Genomic DNA, 18,151 nt, shown 5'->3' with positions numbered 1-18,151 from the left:
CTCGCTCGCGCGAGGTCTATGTCATTTGAGGGCTAGCCAAGGGTGGTCAGGCCACGCGCCGTTCCTGATCCTTCCAGAAGACTTCGCGTACTGCCTTGCGGGACAGCTTGCCGTTAGCGTTCTTCGGCAGTTCGGCGACGACGTCGACAGACCTCGGCTTCTTGAAATCGGCCAGCCGTTCGGCGCAATGCTGGATCAGGTCGTCGGCCTGCGCGCTGGCGCCATCGCGCAGCACCACGACGGCTTTGACGCTTTCGCCCCAGACCGGGTCGGGCACGCCCACCACGCAGGCTTCGTAGACGGCGGGGTGCTGGTACAGCACCGTTTCGATCTCGGCAGGGTACACGTTGAAGCCGCCCGAAATGATCATGTCCTTCTTGCGGTCGACGATGTACAGGTAGCCCCGGTCGTCTGCACGTGCCAGGTCGCCGGTATGGAGCCAGCCATCGCGCAGCGCGGCAGCGGTCAGTTCGGGCTCGCGCCAGTAGCCGGCAAACACGTCGGGGCCTGCGATGACGATTTCGCCGATCTCGCCGGCCGGTACTTTCTGGCCGGCGTCGTCGACCAGGCACACCTGGGCTTCGCTGAACGCACGTCCACACGAAGCCAGCCGCTCGGGCCTGCCTTGCTCGATGGCCTCGCGGTGATCGTCGATGGTCAGGGCGACCAGTCCGCCCGTCGTTTCACCGGCGCCATAGCCTTGCGACAGGATGGCCCCGAACGCGTGCCAGGCTTCGACGATGCGTGCCGGGGCCATTGGCGCGGAGCCGTAGGTCATCGAACGCAGCGTGGAAAGGTCGAAGCGTGCGCGGTCCGGCACCGTCAGCAGCATATTGATCATGGTGGGCACCACGAAGGTATGCGTGACGCGATGCGCCGCTACCGATGCAAGAAAGGCTGCGGGGTCGAATCGCTCGTGCAGCAGGATGGTGCCGCCCTGCGACAGGAACGGTTGCATGAACATGCCGCTGGCATGCGTGATGGGGCCGGCCAGCGCCAGCACGTCGCCGGGGTTGACACGCATCCGGCCGGTCAGCACCTTGCGCAGCGATGCCATGCGGTTGCCCATGGTCTGCATGGCTGCCTTGAGCTTGCCGGTGGAACCCGACGTGTAGTGGAGCACGGCCAGTTCCGAATCCGCCAGTTCAACGTCAGGAGTGGCGGCGGACGCTTGCGACAGTATCCGTTCATAGTCCTGGAAGCGCGGGTCAGTACCGCCGAAGAGGATACGGTGGCGCACGGAAGGCACGGCATCGGCCAACCCATGCAAGCGATCCGCATGGGCGGGGCCGCTGATCAGCACGGCGGGCGCGGCATTGCGCAGCGTCTCCAGCACTTCGTCATTGGAAAGCCGCGCATTGAGAGCCACCTTGACCAGGCCGCTCTTGTACAGCGCGGTTTCGAGTTCGATCAGCTCCGGCCGGTTCCACGACTGGACGGCCACCCGGTCGCCCTTTTGCAGGCCCAAGTCGAGTAGCGCGTTGGCCAGGCGGCTGGAGCGCGCATCCAGTTCGGCAAAAGTGATGTGGCGGTCGGCGAAGATGATGGCGGACTGGTCGGGCCAGTAGTGCGCGCTGCGTGATACGAATCGCCCAAGATTCATGATGTTCCCCGTTGGATAGTTGGGGCGATCAGTCTAGGCAGCGGTGCGGGGCGTGCCGATAGCGGTGTGCGCCTGGCCGATAACGCCACGGAATCGGCCAGGCGCGTGATGAAGCGGCGGCTTCAGGTATCGCGAAAGACCTGCGAGCGATCCAGCAAGATTTCGATCAGGCGCTCGGCCAGCGGAGACTGGTAGGCATCCTTGCGGCGCAGCACGCCAATGGAACGCGGCCAGCGGGCCGAGGCGATTTCAAGGATGGCGAGGCCTTGGGTCTGCGCCACGATACGGCAGCCCAACACGGTCAGCAGATCGCTGCTGTGGATGACGGAGAGCAGGGCGGCGGCCGACGAGTTGGTCTCCATGGCCACGTTCGGGGCAGGCAGGCCGGCTTCCGCGAAGCGCGCTTCCACCAGGCGGCGCGCCACGACGTTGGCATTGGGCAGCAACCAGGAGTAGTCGCACAGGTCGGCAAGCCGCAGCGAGCGCCGATCCAGCAATGGATGCCGATCGCGGGCGATCACAACGAGTTCGTCGTCGAACAGGGGAATTTGCTCGAATTCGGGATCGCCCTTGCGCGCCAGTGCCGCGATGCAAAGATCCAGGTCGCCCAGCCGCAACGACGAGTAGAGCGAATCGTTGAGGCCGATGGTGATCTGGATATGGGCGGCCGGACGCTGCTTGATCAGCTCCGTGCAGGCGTCCGAGAAGAACATGCTCAGGATGGATGCCGGTACGCCCACGCGCACCAGGCCGATCTTGCCAAGATGCAGGTCGTTGGCTTCCTTGATGGCATCGTCCAGCGATGACCGTACCTGCAGCACGCGTTCAAAGAACACCGCCCCGGCGGATGTGAGCGTCATGCCTTTTGCGCTGCGTTCGAACAACTGGATGCCAAGCTCCTGCTCCAGCCGCTGTACTCCCTTGGTCAAGGCCGGCTGGCTCTGGCCGAGCTTTTCCGAGGCACGTCCCACGTGGCCGGCCTGCGCCACTTCCAGAAAATAATTCAGGTCCTCAAGCCTCATCTGATTCCGCCGCGTTATCGAAACTGACGTTCCGATCATGGGGGAGGAATACCGGCCGGTCAACACTGCCCGGATCGGAAGAGGAGTCAAAAATGCCCGACGTTACCGCCAACCTTGGCGACCTGCGTGCCGTGCTGCATCGCTACCTGGAGGACGAACTGCTGCCGCTGGAGCGGGAACAGAACATCGGCTACGAAGACCGGATCTCGCGCGAGCTGGTCCGATCGATCTGGCGGCGTAGCCGGGAACTCGGCCTTTATGGCGCCCAGTTGCCAGTCGAACTCGGGGTGCAGGGGCTTTCGGTGGAAGCCATGTGCCAGCTCAAGGACGATGTGGCGGCGTCGGGCGCCATCCTGTTCCCCCATGTGCTGGGCGATTGGGGCGGGCCGTCGCGCGTGGGCAACCTCGTCCGGTTTGCCACGCCGTACCAGCGGGAACGCTACATCGACCCGGTGATCGCCGGCGAGCTCGGCGCGTGTTTTGCCATGACGGAGCCGGCGTCGGGCTCGGATGCCGCCAGCATCCAGACACGTGCGGTCGTGGATGGCGATGACTACGTCATTACGGGCCGCAAGCACTTCATTACCGCCTCGGTGTTTGCGGACTACGCACTCACGATGTGCGTCACGGACCCCGACAAGGGCAACGAAGGCATCTCCGCGATCTTCATCGACCTGGATAGTCCGGGCGTCACGCTCGATACCGCCTGCGTGCCCATCACCGGACAGTACGTGGACGCCGACATCATCCTCGACCATGTTCGCGTGCCGCGCCGCAACTGCATCGGTGGAGAAGGCAATGGATTCCGGCTGGCGATGAACCGCATCAGCCTCAACCGGCTATTGCACTGCCCGACCATGATCGGCCTGGCCCGCCAGGCTCTGCGCTTGTCCATTGACTACGCGAACACACGCCGCCAGTTCGGCGGCCCGATCATGCGATTCCAGGCCATCCAGCACATGCTGGCGGACATGTCGTCCAGCCTGTTTGCCTGCGAGAGCATGGTTCTGGCCGCCGCGCGCCGTGCCGATGCGGGCATCGATGTCCGCATGGAAGCGTCGATGTGCAAGCTCTTCGTCTCGGAAGCCTGCTTCCAGATCGCGGACAAGGCCGTGCAAATCCACGGCAACGTGGGGGTCACGAAGAACCATCCGGTCGAGTTCATCTTCCGCAGGCTCCGGCTATACCGCATCGTCACGGGAACCAGTGAAATCCAGCGCAATACCATCGCCAAGGAAATCATGCAGGGGCATGGGGCGGGTTGAGGTCCGCCCCGATTTGCACCATTCAGATGTCCTCGATCGTCGCCGTGATACGCCCGCTGCGAATGGCCGCGAGGTAGGTGCGATAGTCGCTGCGGTTCTGCGATGCGTACTCGGTGGCAAACTCGCAGATCGCGTCATCGAACGTGCGTCCCGAGCCCATGTATCCGGCCATCATCGCGGCGTCACCGGTGCGGGCATGGGCGCGGGCCAGGGCGTGGGCGCACATCCTGCCGTACTGGCGCAGCGTACCACTGTCCCAATCCTCGATCAGTGCCGACAGCTTCATGTCCCGCAACTGGCGGACGTAGAAGTCCTTGCCATTCTTGCCGCGCGTCCAGCCCAGGAACACATCCGAGGCCGATTGCATCAGCCGTTGCCCCACGATGACCCGTTGGCCGTGATTGCTGTAGACGCTCTTGCCGGCGTAGGGTTCCAGCACCGACTCGCGCGCCTCCTTCACCTGCAGGAACAGCGGGTCGTTGTCTGCGGCCATGAACAGACACACGGCACACATGGTGCCCACGCTGCCGACGCCAACCACCTTGATGGCCATGTCGAAGAAGTGGTAGCGGTCGAACAGTACGCGCGTATGGTCGGCCAGGCTTTGCCGATACGCTTCGATCGCGGCCTGGTATCCCGACTCCATGTCGGGCGCCAGCTCTTCGGTCGGATGGAAGATCAACGGCGGCTCGTCCTTGATTCTCGGGTGCACACCCTCTTCGGCCACAAACTTCGGGTACAGGTGGTCTGGCACTGATTTGCGCCGCTCCGCCTCAATGCGCTCGGCCAGGCGCTTGCGCGTGGCCTCGACGACCTTGGGGTCGCCCGTGCGGTCCTCGTACTTCTGCAGGTCGATGCGGTCGTACCAGACGTCGAGCGCTCGCATGCCGGCGTAGTTGTGCATGCGCTCGCGGTACTCCCGAACGGAATCCGTCGCCACGCGTGCCGCATCGCTTCTGGGCAGTGCCAGATGGTCGGCGGCAATCACGATGCTGGCGATCAGGCGCTTCAGGTCCCACTCGAACGGAGCCGGAAGGGTTTCGTCCAGGTCGTTGATATCGAAAATGATGTTGCGCTCCGGCGTCGCGAATCCGCCAAAGTTCATCAGGTGCGCATCGCCACAGGACTGCACGCGAATGCCGCTGGACGGCGTGGTCGCCAGGTCGGCGGCCATGATCGCGGCCGCGCCCCGATAGAAGGCGAACGGCGAGGCAGACATGCGCCCAAACCGGATGGGGACGAGTTCCAGTATGCGGCCGGTGTTCGATGCCTCCAGCAGCGCCACGGGGTCCTTGCGCTTGGCCGGGCTCTTCCATCCGGATTGGGACGATCGCGGCACGGTATCGCGCAGCGCGCGGCCTTTGGCGGAGCGCTCGTCGGCCGTCAGGTAGGTGGATCGGGAGGCCTGGCCTTCAACCCCTTCAGCGCCTTTCTTGTTCTTTGACTTGGACATCTGGATTGTCTCCTTATTGTTTGGGAATCAAGTCGGCGGCCAATGGCGTGCGCGCGTCACCGCTTGGGTTAAGGTTAGGCGTGATCCAGCAGGAAAGTTGAAGAAAAATGGCCCATCAGGCGGAGCGAAAATCGGCCTCCGCCGGTGGCTCCTATTTCCATTAACAGGCTTTCCGAAAAGATTCAGTTCCGCTGCTAACTGGGTTGTCAGAGGTTTTCCCAGCACTTGGAAAAGGAGGCGCCACCGCCCGGATTGGTGCCGCGCACAACGGAACCGGAAATGAATTGGGGAGTCAGGGGTGACCAAAAACCGCAATGTCTTGGTCAGTGGCATCACGCTGGCCATTCTCACTTTTCGGATTTCGATGACGCGCATCGCGGCTTTGTCGCGCCGCTTCCCGACGCCGTCATCAAGGGGCCGTACGGCAACGCGATCTGGAATCCGCAGCAGTACGCCTTTATCAAGGAAGGGGCGGCCGCGCCCGGCACGGTCAACCCCAGCCTCTGGCGGCAGGCGCAGCTCATCAATATCAGCGGGTTGTTCCGGGTTACCGATCGCATCTACCAGGTCCGCAACCAGGACCTGTCGAACATGACCATGATCGAGGGCAAGGAGGGCATTACCGTGGTCGACCCGCTGATCTCGGCGGAAACGGCGGCTCGCCGCGAGAGGCGGGGTGGGAAAAGCCCTGCCGGCCGAAAGGCCAGCAGGGCTTTTTGTTGTCAGGCCGGTTGGCCGAGCAGTTCCATCTTGCGCGCTTCGAGCTGCATTGCCACCTCGCGCAGGTCGATCTTCGCCTTGATCACGGCTGGGAACAGTTCGCTTTCCTCTTCTTCCACATGGTGCCCCACGTATTCCGTCAGCACCTTGTAGTTGGCTTCAAGCATCTCGTCGGCACCTTGCTCGATCGCGGCGATCAGGTCCTTGGCCACGCCATGTTCCACCTTGGCCTCGTCGAGCATGTCGTCCAGCTTGTCGGAGACGTCGCGCAGCGCGGGATAGAAGATCTCTTCCTCGATCTGCGCATGGACGCTCAGATGCTGACACGTCTCCTGGGCAATCGAGTGCTTCTCGCGCTGGTTCGATGCCGACTCGAACTGCTTGAAGAGCTTCTTGACGGCGCGATGGTCGTCCATCAAGAGGCCGATGGCCGGGCGCTGTTCAACAGGTACTTTTGACTTGTCCATGTCGGTCTCCGAGGGGAAAGTTTGCATCAGGTACGTTGCCTGGTACCTGGCCGGCGCAGACGCTGGCCAGCGCGGGGGAGATGACGCAAAATTCGTACCTTCACGGGATTCCAGATAGGCATAATGCGCTCCCCTCTACCACAACGTGGGAGAGCGGCTGGGGGAGAGGGGAACAAATCAGACTCGGGAGAGGGGAGTAAAGCAGAAAGCCGCCGGGAGTCCTGCAGGACTCCCGGCGGCTTTCTTTCAGTCAGTCAGGCTCAACCCGCCAATCAATAATCCCACAGCACCGGCACGAAGCGGAATGCGTTGCCGTTCTTGGCGATGTGTCCGATGGACGGGAATGCGATATGCGCGGCGGCCAGCATCGAGCCGGTTTCGGCGGCTTCGTTGAGCAGCCCGATACGCACCCGGGTCGATTCCTCGGGGTCGTGCTCGAAGCCGTTTTGCCATTCGGGGTGGTCAAAGCCCACTTCGAAGATCGCATCGCCCACGAACGTCAGCTTCTCGCCGTTCGATGCCACGTCCACCACGCAGTGACCCGGCGTGTGACCACCGGTCACGCGCGCCGACACGCCCGGCGCAACTTCCACGGTCTGGTCGAACTGCACGACGTTCTCGCCGTACAGCTGCATGAACGTTGCGGCCGCCTTGCGCAGTGCGGGCGGCACCGTCTCCGGCATCACCGTCTTGCTGAAGTCCGGGTTCTTCCAGAATTCGACTTCGGCTGCCGCCACGTGAATGCGCACGTCCGGGCGCAGCTTGGCCTTGACGCCATCGGTGTTCAGGCCGCCGACGTGGTCCATATGCATGTGCGTGATCACGATATCGGTGATCGCGCTCAGGTCGATGCCGGCCGTTTCCAGGCGCATCACCGAGCGGCCGGCGCGCGTGAAGTACTCGAAGCCGTCGCCCACGCCCGAGTCGATCAGGATCAGGCGGTTGCCGCTGCGCACCAGCGCGATGTTCAGCGCCCAGTCGAACATGTCGCGCTGCAGGAAGCGGTTGTCGAACCATTGATTGCGGTCCGCATCACTGACGTTGGTGGACATCGTGGTGGTGGGCAGCGGCAGCAAACCATCGCTGATCAGCACCACGTCGACGTCACCGATGCGCACGGCGTAGCGGGACGACACGAGTTCGCCGGAACCTTCCTTGCCGATGTTTTCGATAACCGGCTGCACATTGCGGGTTGTTTGCATTTCTGTAGTCCTGTTCATCAAATGGGTAGGCCGCGCTGGCGGCGGGGGCGCTTATTGACCGGTGCACCGTATGGGAGTCATCGATTCCGCCTTGCTGCGCGGATGACTTCCTCGACCGTCGGAACCGATTGTAGGCAGGGGGTGCGCGCACCAGTAGGGCCGCCAAGGCGCTCAGTGTGTTGTTCGAATGGCGACAATCGACGCGCGGATTTGACGAACAGGAATGGAAACAATCAAGACATGAGCCGCGTGATGGGCGCGGCAATGATCATCGGCCGCGTCTGGTCTTTTCCTCGCCTGGCCGATTGAAAGCCTCGATCAGGAAGTCAATGAAGGCGCGTGCGCGTGCCGTTTGATTGCGGCGCTGCGGGTAGTAGACGAACAGGTCTGCCGAGGGCACCTTGTAGTCGGGCAGCACCACCCTCAGGCGTCCACTCTCCAGGTATTTGGCCAGATCCCATTCCGAGCGGACCAGGATGCCGTGGCCGTCAAGCGCCCAGCCCAGCACGATGTCGCCGTCGTTGCTCGACAGCGCGCCTTCCACCTTGATCGTCTCCTGGCGTCCGCCCCGGTCGAAGCGCCACACGCCATAGGCGCTGTCGTTCTGCCGGTGGATGATGCAGCGATGCTGCGCCAGGTCGGCAAGCGATTGCGGCGTGCCGAATTTCTTCAGATAGCCCGGTGCCGCGCACAGGAAGCGCCGGTTCGACATGATGCGGCGCGCGGACAATCTGCGGTCAGGCAGTTCGCCAAACCGGATGGCCAGGTCGATGCCGCTGTCCACCAGGTCCACGGGCCGGTCGGTGACCTCTAGCTGGACTTCTACATGGGCGTAACGCCTGGCAAATTCGGATACCAGTGGCGCGATGGTGGTGCGCCCGAAGCCCAGCGTCGCATTCACCCGCAGCAAGCCGCGCGGCTCGGCGCCGCTGCTGGACACCACGTTCTCCATCTCGCGCAGGTCCGCCAGGATCCGCGTGGCATAGGCCAGGTACGTCTCGCCCTCGTTCGTCAGGCTGATGCTGCGCGTCGTGCGATTGACCAGGCGAACCCCCAGCCGGGCTTCCATCAGCGCCAGCCGCTTGGTGGCCGCGGGCGGTGTCAGATCCAGTTCGCGAGCGGCGCCCGACAGTGTTCCGAGCCGGGCGACGAGCACAAAGAACTCCAGTTCCGAAGCAAGATCAGTCTTCACCTTGAGTTAATAATGTTGTGAGCCTGATTGAATTCTAGAACAGGCTCCCACGCCTAAGCTACGAACTCCCACGCCGGTTGCGTGCGCTTACGTGTATCAGGAGACACCCAGTGAGAATCGTAGAAATCCGCGAGAAGACCTTCCCGATCAGCTCGCCCATTCGCAACGCCTACATCGACTTCAGCAAGATGACCCTCAGCCTGGTCGCCGTGATCACCGACGTGATCCGCGACGGCAAGCCGGTGGTGGGCTATGGCTTCAACTCCAATGGCCGGTATGGGCAGGGCACCCTGATGCGCGAGCGCTTTATTCCCCGGATCATGGAAGCCGATCCCGCCTCGCTGGTGGACGCCACTGGCGACAACCTCGATCCCCACAAGATCTGGGACACGATGTTCAAGAACGAGAAGCCGGGCGGTCATGGCGAGCGTTCGGTGGCCATCGGCACCATCGACATGGCGATCTGGGACGCGGTGGCAAAGATCGAGGGCAAGTCCCTGTTCCAGTTGCTGGCCGACCGCTATGGCAACGGACAGCCTGATCGCAAGGTGTTCGTGTATGCCGCCGGTGGCTACTACTACCCGGGACAGGACCACGGCAAGCTCAAGGACGAGATGCGCAGCTACATCGACCGCGGCTATACCGTGGTCAAGAAGAAGATCGGTGGCGCGTCGCTGGACGAAGACCTGCGCCGTATCGACTCGATCCTGAGCGTGCTGCAGGACGGCCAGAAGCTGGCGGTGGACGCCAACGGCCGTTTCGATCTGGACACGGCGATCCAGTATGCCAAGGCGCTCTCGCAGTACGACCTGTTCTGGTACGAGGAGCCGGGCGATCCGCTCGACTTCGAGCTGCAGGCCACGCTGCGCAACTACTACGACAAGCCGATGGCTACCGGCGAGGACCTGTTCTCGATGCAGGACGCGCGCAACCTGATCCGCTATGGCGGCATGCGCTCCGACCGCGACTGGCTGCAGTTCGACTGCGCGCTGAGCTATGGCCTGGTCGAATACCTGCGCACGCTGGACATGCTGAAGCAGCACGGCTGGTCGGCCAGCCGTTGCATTCCGCACGGCGGCCACCAGATGTCACTGAACATTGCCGCCGGCCTGGGCCTGGGCGGCAATGAAAGCTATCCCGACCTGTTCCAGCCGTTCGGCGGCTTTCCCGATGGCGTCAAGGTCGAGCGTGGCTACCTGACGATGCCCGACCTGCCGGGTATCGGCTTCGAGGGCAAGTCAGACCTCTACAGCGTGATGCGGCAGCTGTCGGCGTAGTTCGCCTACAGCGAGACCTTCACGGTCTTGAACACCGTGCCCCAGCGATCGACTTCGTGCTTGAGGTAGTTTTTGAAGTCCTGGCGCGAGCCGCCCACCACCACCGCGCCTTGCGCTTCGAGCTTCTCGCGCACGGCGGGCGATGCCAGCGCCTTGTTCACTTCGGCATTGAGACGGTCAAGGATCGGGGCCGGCGTGCCGGCCGGCGCCAGCAGTCCGTTCCAGGAGTCGGCCTCGAAGCCGGGCAGGCCCGATTCGTCCATCGTGGGCACGTCGGGCATCTGCGGCAGCCGCTTCTTCGAACCCACCGCCAGCGGGCGCGGATTGCCCGACTTCAGCGCCGGCAGCGCTGACATCGACGTCATGAACACCATGTCCACGTTGCCGGCCATCAGGTCGGTCAGCGCGCCCGATGCGCCCTTGTATGGCACGTGCAGCATGTCGAGCCCGGCCTTCTGCTTGAGCAGTTCGCCGGCCAGATGCTGGGTGCCGCCGAGGCCGCTGGAGCCGAACGTCAGCTTGCCCGGCTTCTGCTTGGCCAGCGCGATCAGGGACTTGAGGTCGGTCACCGGCAGCGTCTTGGAGACGGCCAGCACGGCGGGCGCGTTCATCACGTTGGCAATCGGCTCGAAGCTCTTCTGCACATCGAACTTCAGGTTCTTGTACAGGTACCGCGTCATCGTGATGGGCGCCGCCGCCAGCAGCAGCGTGTAGCCATCGGGTGCTGCCGCTGCCACGTACTCGGACGCGATGTTCGAACCCGCGCCAACCTTGTTTTCCACGATGATCGGTTGCCCCATGGATGCCTGCATGGCATTGGCAACCAGCCGAGCGGTCAGGTCGGTCGGGCCGCCGGCCTGGTAGCCGACGACGATGCGGATCGGCTGCGAAGGGTAGGGCTCCGCCGCATGAACGGGATGTGCAACGAGTGCGGCGCCAAGCGTCAGCAGGACGCCCGTTGCCACGCCCAGGCGTGGACGAGGGAATTGCATGGTGTTGTCTCCGAAAAACCGTCGGACGCTGTCGCCGTGGACCGATGGGCCGGGCGTGCATCTCGTGTCATCGCCATAGTGGGCGATTTCGGGTGACGGGAGAAATGCCCATTGCGCACCGTGGCATAACAAAAAGTCATTGCTGTAAAGTTGCCTCGGCTGGCCCGCCTGAAATTCGAAAAACTCATGGCTCGGTGCCAAATTGGAAGTGGTGACGCGGTGGACCCCGCGCCAACATGCGAGGCAAGGCATGCAGACTCCCGCGACCTCGCCGCGACACACCACTATGACAATCATCGAGACATTTGCCGCCTACGCGGAACACCCCGGCTCGGGCGCCGATCAGGGCGAAGTGCTGCACCACGCCAAGCGCGCGGTCGTCGACTGGTACGCGGCGTTGATTCCCGGGGCGGTGACGGCGCCCGGCACGTTGCTGGAGGCGGCATTGGCCGAGGATCTGGATCGCGGCGATGCACGGCTGGCGCTGGGGCGCCGCGCCACGGTCAGGGCGGCCGCGTTGATCAACGGCACCGCCGCGCACACCGTGGAGGTGGACGACATCTACAAGCACGCCATCTACCACCCGGGCGCGCCAACCATCGCGGCTGCGCTGGCGGCGGGCCAGGCACGCGGGATCGATGGCAAGGCATTCCTGCGCGCGGTCATCATCGGCTACGAGGTCTCCACCCGCATTGGTGCGGCCATGGGGCGCACGCACTACAAGTACTGGCACAACACGGGGACGGTCGGCACGTTCGGCGCCGCCGCCGCTGCGGCCGCCGTGCTGAAGCTCGACGCCAGGCGGACCGCGCATGCGCTGGCCACCTGCGCGACGTTCGCAGCCGGGCTGCAGCAGGCGTTCCGCATGGATTCGATGTCGAAGCCGCTGCATTCCGGGCGCGCGGCCGAGGGCGGCGTGCTGGCCGCGCTGGCCGCCGAGACCGGTGTCACGGGTTCGCTGGACGTCATCGATGGCGAGGCCGGCATCGGCCGGGCGATGAGCGATGGTCCGGACTGGACGGCGGCAGCCGCCACGCTGGGCCGCGAGTACAACATCACCCAGATGACCTTCAAGAATCACGCCTGCTGCGGCCACACGTTTGCCGCCATCGACGGGGCACAGGCACTGCAGCGCCAGCATGGATTCAGCGCCGAGGACATCGAATTGGTGCGCGTGGCCACCTATCGCCCGGCGCTCGAAGTCGCGGGCAATCCGCAGCCGAGGACGGCGGCGGAAGGGCGCTTCAGCCTGCCGTACGTGGTGGCCAATGCGCTGATTCACGGCAGCGTGCGGCTGGCGGCCTTTACGCCGGAACGGCTCACCGATGCCTCGGTACGCGCGATGATGCAACGGATCGAGCTTCAGGTGGATCCGGAAATCGATGCGGCGTTTCCGGGCAAGCGTGCCGCGCGGGTGGCGGTGCGCCTGCGCGACGGTCGCGAACTCGCCTACCTGCAGCCGAATCGCAAGGGCGACCCCGAGGAACCGCTCAGCGACGACGACCTGAACGAGAAGTTCTTCGAGCTGGCCGGCCCGGTTCTGGGTACCGCCGCAGCCAGGGATCTGCTGCAATGCCTGTGGACACTGGAGCAGGCTTCATCGTTGCCTTGAAGTGCCGTAAGCCTGGAAAGCAAGGCAGGAACGCATCGCCACCTTCGGGTGGCGATTTGCATTGGGGCCGCTCAGATATAATCAAAAATCATTTCTCAAGGCTCAGTGACATGGCGCGACGCATTCCTCCGATGAATCCATTGCGGGTCTTCGAAGTCGTGGCCAGGACGCAGAACCTGACGCTCGCCGCGCAGGAATTGCATGTATCGCAGTCGGCGGTCAGCCGACAGATCGCGGTGCTGGAGACCTATCTCGGCGTGGAACTGTTCCGCCGGGAACGCCATGGCGTGACGCTGACGCGTGCCGGCCAGAGCTATGCGGAAGAGGTGGTCCCGGCATTCGACGCCGTGGCCACGGCCACCGCGCGGCTGCTCAGGAGCACGTCCCAGGGCGCGCTGCGCGTGCGCACCTACACGACCTTCGCGGCCAAGTGGCTGATTCCGCGTTTGCCGGATTTCCAGGCCCAGTTTCCCAGTATCGAAGTCCGTATCGACAACGCCATCCCGGACGTAGATTTCGACCGCGATCCGGCGGACCTTGCCATCCAGTTCGGCGACGGCCGCTGGCCACGGGTCCACAGCGACATGCTGTTCGGCGATGAAATCGAGCCGGTCTGCACGCCGGCCTATCTGCAAAGCCACAAGGCAAGCCGGGGCAAGTCGCTGCAGCCGCTGCTAAAACACCGGCTGCTGGTGTCGCACTATCGCCGCGCGGACTGGGACGACTGGCTCGCGTTCGCGCAGATGGGCGATGCCGCGCAGGACACCGAACGCATGAGCTTCGGCAGTTCCGTGATGACCTGGCAAGCGGCGCTCGATGGCCTCGGTATCGCTATCGGCCAGACGTCGATGCTGAAGTCAGAGTTGGAGTCCGGGCGCCTGATCCGGCCTTTCGATCTGCCCTATCGCCGGGACAAGGCGTACTACCTTGTGCGTCCGCTGGTGCAACGGGAGTCACGCAAGATCGTGGCGTTCCGCGACTGGCTGCTGGAAACGGTGGCAAAGGAAGGCGGAAAATCCGAGGCATAGACTTAGCCATAAGCGCAGGCATTCCAATTTGTTCTGGCTAGGATCCAAACGCGAAGTTCTCAACTCGACCTCGATGGGCGATCCTGACATCTGTCAGGAATCCAACGAGAGAGACAGGAAATGAATTTCGAACTTAGCGAAGAACATCAGGCGTTTGCGGAATCCGTCCGCCGTTTCGCTCAAGACAAGCTGGCCCCCGGCGCCCTGGAGCGCGCCCATTCCGCGCAGTACCCGTGGGACGCAGCCGCCATGCTGGCGGAACAGGGCCTGCTGGGCATCGCCTTCCCCGAGGAAGACGGCGGCCAGGGCGGCACGCTGATGCACGCCGTGATCGCCATCCAGGAAGTGGCGCTGGTCTGCCCCAAGAGCGCGGACATCGTGCAGGCAGGCAACTTCGGCCCCATCCGTACCTTTGTCGAATACGCATCGCCCGAGCAGAAGGCGCGCTTCCTGCCCAACCTGCTGGCCGGCAAGAAGCTGATCGCGCTGGGCATGACCGAGCCCGATGCCGGCTCCGCCGTGACGGAACTGAAGACGTCCGCACGCCAGGACGGCGACCAATACGTCATCAACGGCAGCAAGATCTTCTCGACCCACAGCCCCGAGGCCGAACTGTTCCTGATCTACGTGCGCTTTGGTCCGGGCGTGGGCGGCATCGGATCGGTGCTGGTGGAGCGCGGCGCGCCCGGCTTCCAGGTGGGCGAGCCCTCCAAGTTCATGAGCGGCGAAGAGTGGTGCCAGCTCTATTTCGAAGACTGCCGCATTCCGAAGGAAAACCTGCTGCTGGGCGAAGGCGGCTTCAAGCGCCAGATCTCGGGATTTAATGTCGAGCGCCTGGGCAATTCGTCGCGCGCGCTGGCGCTGGGCCGTCATTGCTTCAACATTGCCCGCGAACACGCCAAGATCCGCAAGCAGTTTGGCCGCGAGCTGTGCGAATTCCAGGGCATCCAGTGGAAGTTCGCCGAGATGGCGCTGAAGCTCGAATCCGCGCAGTTGCTGCTCTACCGCGCCGCGATGGAAGGGGAGCACGGCCTGCCGTCGGCGCACAGCACTGCAATGGCCAAGCTGGCCTGCAACCAGGCGGGCTGGGACGTGGCCAACGAGGCGCTGCAGGTCATGGGCGGCATGGGCTACAGCCAGGAATCCATCGTCGAATACTGCCTGCGCCGTATCCGGGGCTGGATGATTGCCGGCGGTTCCATCGAGGTGCTGAAGAACCGCATCGCGGAAGGCGTGTTCGAGCGGACGTTCTCGCAGCGCCCGCCGAAGGCCGGCTGAACGAACAGGCCAGAACAGCGCGATAACCACGCGATAACGACACACGAGACACTGGATTGACCATGAATACTTCCGCTCCCGCCTCCACCCGCGCAGACGCAACCTTGGCCCAGGCGCTGCTGGCCCCAGCCAGCGTGGCGCTGTATGGCGCGTCGGACGATGCCGGAAAAACCGCCGGCCGGCCGCTGAAGTTCCTGCGCGCGGCGGGTTTCCAGGGCCGGATCTATCCGATCAACCCGAACCGCGAGACGGTGCAGGGCGAGACGGCCTACGCGAGCCTGGCAGCGCTGCCCGAGGTGCCGGAGCACGTCTTCATCCTGACCCCGACCAGCACTGTGCTCGAAGCGGTGGCCGAATGCGCGCGGCTGGGCGTGAAGGTAGTCACCATCCTGGCCAGCGGATTCTCGGAATCGGGGCCGGAAGGCGCGGCGCGCGAGCAGGCGCTGCGCGTGCTGGCGAAGGAGACCGGCATCCGCGTGCTGGGGCCCAGCAGCCTGGGCGTGATCAATCCCGGCGCGGGACTGGTGTTGACCGCCAATGCCGCGTTTGCCGAACCGGAATTGCCGCGCGGCAAGGTGTTCGTGGCATCGCACAGCGGCAGCATGATCGGCGCGCTGGTCTCGCGCGGCAAGGCGCGCGGGGTAGGGTTTGCCGGGCTCGTGTCGGTCGGCGGCGAGGCGGACCTGTGCGTTGGCGAGATCTGCTCGGCCACGCTCGACGATCCTTCGATCGAGGGTTACCTGCTGTTCCTGGAAACCCTGCACCATGGCGATCAACTGCGTGCCTTTGCCGTGGAAGCGGCCAAGCGTGGCAAGCCGGTCATTGCCTACAAGTTGGGCCGGTCGGCTGCGGCTGCGGAGATGGCCGCCACGCACACCGGCGCGCTCGCCGGTGAGGATGACATTGCCGATGCCTTCCTCAAGGACCTGGGCATCGCCCGCGTTGGCATCCTTGAGGCATTGCTGGAGACCTTCCCGCTGGCCAAGCGCATTCCGCTGCCGACCCGGGATTCTTCGCTTCGCCGCGTGGGCGTGGTGACGACCACCGGCGGCGGTGCGGCAATGGCGGTGGACCAGCTCGGCATCCGCGACGTGGTCGTCGAGCCGGTGTCGGCGGAGACGCTGGCCAGGTTCGAGGCCGCCGGCATTGGCGTGTCGCCGGGCCGGGTGCTGGACCTGACGCTGGCCGGTACGAACTACAACGTCATGAAGGGCGCGCTCGACATCATGTTCGACGCGCCGGAATTCGACGTCGTGCTGGCCGTGGTGGGGTCGTCCGCACGCTTCCAGCCGCACCTGGCGGTCAAGCCGATCATCGACAGTGCATCCAGCAGCAAACCGCTGGCGGCGATGCTGGTGCCCGATGCCCCCGAAGCGCTGCGTTCACTGACGGAGGCCGGCGTGCCTTGCTTCCGCTCGCCCGAGGCCTGCGCCGATGCCATTGCGTCGCTGTTCGCGCGCCGCGCGCCGGGCCAGCAACCGCTGGACGCCGGAGACTTGAGCAGTGCCAAGCCGCTGAGCGAAGCACAGGCCTACGCCGTACTGGATCGGCTGGGTGTTCCGCACGCGCCGGCAGTGACCATGCCGCTGGCGGGTCCGGCCAGCACGCTGCCGTTTGCCTTCCCGGTCGTCGCCAAGGTGTGCTCGCCCGAGATTCTGCACAAGACCGAAGTCGGCGGCGTAGTGCTGGGCATCCAGAACCAGCGCGAACTGGAATCGGCCTTGTCGACGCTGCGCGACAACCTGCGCGAGCGTGCGGCCGACAAGCGCTGCGACGAAGTGCTGGTCCAGCCGATGACGAAGGGTTTGACCGAAGTGCTGGTCGGCTATCGCGTCGATCCGGAAGCCGGGCCGATTGTGATGCTTGCGGCAGGCGGCATCTGGGCCGAAGTGGCGCGCGACCGCAGCATCCGCCTGGCGCCGGTGACGGTTGACGTGGCGCGCGACATGATCGCCGAGGTGAAGGCGCTGAAGACGGTTTCCGGGCTGCGTGGCAAGCAGAAGGGCGATCTCGAAGCGCTGGCGAAGGCCGTATCCGCGCTGTCGCAGCTCGCTGTGAAGCCGGACCTGCGCATTGCCGAAGCCGAGGTCAACCCGCTCATGGTGCTGCCGGAAGGCCAGGGCGTGCTGGCGGTGGATGCACTGGTGCTGCAGGCCTGACGATGAAACCGGCGGCGACTTCCACGGCTGGCCCGGACGCGATCCTCGGCCGGCTTGGCGCGATGACCACGCTCCGCAGGGACCGCTCGGGCCCCACGGAGATTGTCTGGCGCGAAATCGGCAGGGGGACGCCGCTGGTGCTGATCCATGGCGGTCACGGTAGCTGGCTGCACTGGGTGCGTAATATCGAGGCGCTGAGCCGGCAGCACACGCTCTTGTTGCCGGACCTGCCTGGGTTTGGCGACTCCGCAGCGCTCGACGGCGATCCGCGCGCCGCCGATCGCCTGGAGCGGCTGGTCGAGGCGGTTGCGCGCAGTCTCGAAGACTGGTTTGGCACCGCCGACGATTTCGGTCTGGCGGGCTTTTCGTTTGGCGGTCTCGTGGCCGCGCGCCTGGCGGCGGCGTTGCCGAACATCGGCAAGCTGGCCCTGCTGGGGTCGGCGGGGCACGGCGGCAAGCGGCGCCAGCAGACCGAAATGATCGAATGGCGCAGCGAAGACCGCACGCAGATGCTGGATGGATTGCGGCACAATCTCGCCGTGCTGATGCTCCACGACGCGGCAAACATCGACCCGCTCGCGCTGCGCGTGCATGAGCAGAGTTGCCTTGCCACGCGGTTTCGCAGCAAGGCCATCTCGCGCGGCCCGCTGTTGGAGCCGGCCCTCGACAGCTACCAGGGCCCCACGCTGCTGATCTGGGGCGAGCACGACGTCACGGCCCATCCCGTCGACGCGGCGCAGCAGATCGCGGGCGACTCGCCGAATCGGGAATGGTGCCTGGTGCCTGGCGCCGGACACTGGGTGCAATACGAGCGTCCGGCTGAAGTCAATCAGTTGCTGTTGCGGTGGTTTGCCGAAGGCGGTTGATTGGCGAGCAGGGGA

General features: G+C 64.5%; 14 protein-coding genes. 7 read left to right on the top strand and 7 right to left on the bottom strand.

Features of this window, described 5'->3' with window-relative positions; translation table 11 throughout:
* Positions 1–46: 46 nt before the first annotated feature.
* Positions 47–1,603: an acyl-CoA synthetase gene (locus MFF62_RS06260; protein WP_238261296.1), complete on the bottom strand. Its 1,557-nt coding sequence runs from the start codon at positions 1,601–1,603 to the stop codon at positions 47–49.
* A gap of 122 nt (positions 1,604–1,725) precedes the next feature.
* Positions 1,726–2,625: a LysR family transcriptional regulator gene (locus MFF62_RS06255; protein ID WP_238261294.1), complete on the bottom strand. Its 900-nt coding sequence runs from the start codon at positions 2,623–2,625 to the stop codon at positions 1,726–1,728.
* Positions 2,626–2,717: 92 nt separating this feature from the next.
* Between MFF62_RS06255 and MFF62_RS06250 the strand changes: the two genes are divergently transcribed.
* A complete protein-coding gene (locus MFF62_RS06250; protein ID WP_238261293.1) occupies positions 2,718–3,890 on the top strand; it encodes an acyl-CoA dehydrogenase family protein in 1,173 nt (390 codons plus the stop codon).
* 22 nt (positions 3,891–3,912) lie between these two features.
* Here MFF62_RS06250 and MFF62_RS06245 read toward each other — a convergent pair whose 3' ends face one another.
* From MFF62_RS06245 to MFF62_RS06230, 4 genes are all read right to left on the bottom strand, one after another.
* On the bottom strand, positions 3,913–5,343 hold the full coding sequence (locus MFF62_RS06245; protein ID WP_238261291.1) for a DUF2252 domain-containing protein: 1,431 nt from the start codon (positions 5,341–5,343) through the stop codon (positions 3,913–3,915).
* 722 nt (positions 5,344–6,065) lie between these two features.
* Complete coding sequence (locus MFF62_RS06240; protein WP_238261289.1) at positions 6,066–6,530, bottom strand: hemerythrin domain-containing protein; 465 nt, start codon at positions 6,528–6,530, stop codon at positions 6,066–6,068.
* Positions 6,531–6,802: 272 nt separating this feature from the next.
* Positions 6,803–7,732 (bottom strand): MBL fold metallo-hydrolase, encoded by a 930-nt coding sequence (locus MFF62_RS06235; RefSeq protein WP_404990679.1) that lies wholly within the window; start codon positions 7,730–7,732, stop codon positions 6,803–6,805.
* 268 nt (positions 7,733–8,000) lie between these two features.
* On the bottom strand, positions 8,001–8,924 hold the full coding sequence (locus tag MFF62_RS06230) for a LysR family transcriptional regulator (RefSeq protein ID WP_238261286.1): 924 nt from the start codon (positions 8,922–8,924) through the stop codon (positions 8,001–8,003).
* 110 nt (positions 8,925–9,034) lie between these two features.
* Here MFF62_RS06230 and MFF62_RS06225 point away from each other — a divergent pair, with 110 nt between their 5' ends.
* The gene (locus MFF62_RS06225) at positions 9,035–10,201 is read left to right on the top strand and encodes a mandelate racemase/muconate lactonizing enzyme family protein (protein WP_238261284.1); all 1,167 of its coding nucleotides are present in this window, start codon (positions 9,035–9,037) and stop codon (positions 10,199–10,201) included.
* A 5-nt stretch (positions 10,202–10,206) separates the two neighbouring features.
* Here the strand turns inward: MFF62_RS06225 and MFF62_RS06220 are convergent, their stop codons facing one another.
* Complete coding sequence (locus MFF62_RS06220) at positions 10,207–11,193, bottom strand: Bug family tripartite tricarboxylate transporter substrate binding protein (protein WP_238261282.1); 987 nt, start codon at positions 11,191–11,193, stop codon at positions 10,207–10,209.
* Between the two features lie 286 nt (positions 11,194–11,479).
* Between MFF62_RS06220 and MFF62_RS06215 the strand changes: the two genes are divergently transcribed.
* The 5 genes from MFF62_RS06215 (at position 11,480) to MFF62_RS06195 (ending at position 18,136) form a co-directional block, all read left to right on the top strand.
* The gene (locus tag MFF62_RS06215) at positions 11,480–12,805 is read left to right on the top strand and encodes an MmgE/PrpD family protein (RefSeq protein ID WP_238261280.1); all 1,326 of its coding nucleotides are present in this window, start codon (positions 11,480–11,482) and stop codon (positions 12,803–12,805) included.
* A gap of 110 nt (positions 12,806–12,915) precedes the next feature.
* Entirely contained in the window at positions 12,916–13,833 is a 918-nt protein-coding gene (gcvA, locus tag MFF62_RS06210) for a transcriptional regulator GcvA (protein WP_283205315.1), read from the top strand.
* 120 nt (positions 13,834–13,953) lie between these two features.
* Positions 13,954–15,111: an acyl-CoA dehydrogenase family protein gene (locus MFF62_RS06205; RefSeq protein ID WP_238261275.1), complete on the top strand. Its 1,158-nt coding sequence runs from the start codon at positions 13,954–13,956 to the stop codon at positions 15,109–15,111.
* A gap of 62 nt (positions 15,112–15,173) precedes the next feature.
* Positions 15,174–17,270 carry an acetate--CoA ligase family protein gene (locus MFF62_RS06200; RefSeq protein ID WP_238261273.1) on the top strand — a complete coding sequence of 699 codons (2,097 nt, stop codon included), beginning with the start codon at positions 15,174–15,176 and terminating at the stop codon, positions 17,268–17,270.
* Between the two features lie 62 nt (positions 17,271–17,332).
* A complete protein-coding gene (locus tag MFF62_RS06195; RefSeq protein ID WP_238261271.1) occupies positions 17,333–18,136 on the top strand; it encodes an alpha/beta fold hydrolase in 804 nt (267 codons plus the stop codon).
* Positions 18,137–18,151 lie beyond the last annotated feature (15 nt).

Source organism: Cupriavidus pauculus (assembly GCF_022179805.1).
Taxonomy (GTDB): Bacteria; Pseudomonadota; Gammaproteobacteria; order Burkholderiales; family Burkholderiaceae; genus Cupriavidus; species Cupriavidus pauculus_E.
Note: the sequence above shows the minus strand (reverse complement) of the source record. Positions and strands in the feature narration are given on the sequence as shown.

Coding starts and splice junctions, on each gene's coding strand:
- MFF62_RS06260 (WP_238261296.1), bottom strand. CDS start 1,603: ATGAATCTTGGGCGATTCGTATCACGCAGCGCGCACTACTGGCCCGAC.
- MFF62_RS06235 (WP_404990679.1), bottom strand. CDS start 7,732: ATGCAAACAACCCGCAATGTGCAGCCGGTTATCGAAAACATCGGCAAG.
- MFF62_RS06220 (WP_238261282.1), bottom strand. CDS start 11,193: ATGCAATTCCCTCGTCCACGCCTGGGCGTGGCAACGGGCGTCCTGCTG.
- MFF62_RS06245 (WP_238261291.1), bottom strand. CDS start 5,343: ATGTCCAAGTCAAAGAACAAGAAAGGCGCTGAAGGGGTTGAAGGCCAG.
- MFF62_RS06215 (WP_238261280.1), top strand. CDS start 11,480: ATGACAATCATCGAGACATTTGCCGCCTACGCGGAACACCCCGGCTCG.
- MFF62_RS06240 (WP_238261289.1), bottom strand. CDS start 6,530: ATGGACAAGTCAAAAGTACCTGTTGAACAGCGCCCGGCCATCGGCCTC.
- MFF62_RS06205 (WP_238261275.1), top strand. CDS start 13,954: ATGAATTTCGAACTTAGCGAAGAACATCAGGCGTTTGCGGAATCCGTC.
- MFF62_RS06250 (WP_238261293.1), top strand. CDS start 2,718: ATGCCCGACGTTACCGCCAACCTTGGCGACCTGCGTGCCGTGCTGCAT.
- MFF62_RS06195 (WP_238261271.1), top strand. CDS start 17,333: ATGACCACGCTCCGCAGGGACCGCTCGGGCCCCACGGAGATTGTCTGG.
- gcvA (WP_283205315.1), top strand. CDS start 12,916: ATGGCGCGACGCATTCCTCCGATGAATCCATTGCGGGTCTTCGAAGTC.
- MFF62_RS06200 (WP_238261273.1), top strand. CDS start 15,174: ATGAATACTTCCGCTCCCGCCTCCACCCGCGCAGACGCAACCTTGGCC.
- MFF62_RS06255 (WP_238261294.1), bottom strand. CDS start 2,625: ATGAGGCTTGAGGACCTGAATTATTTTCTGGAAGTGGCGCAGGCCGGC.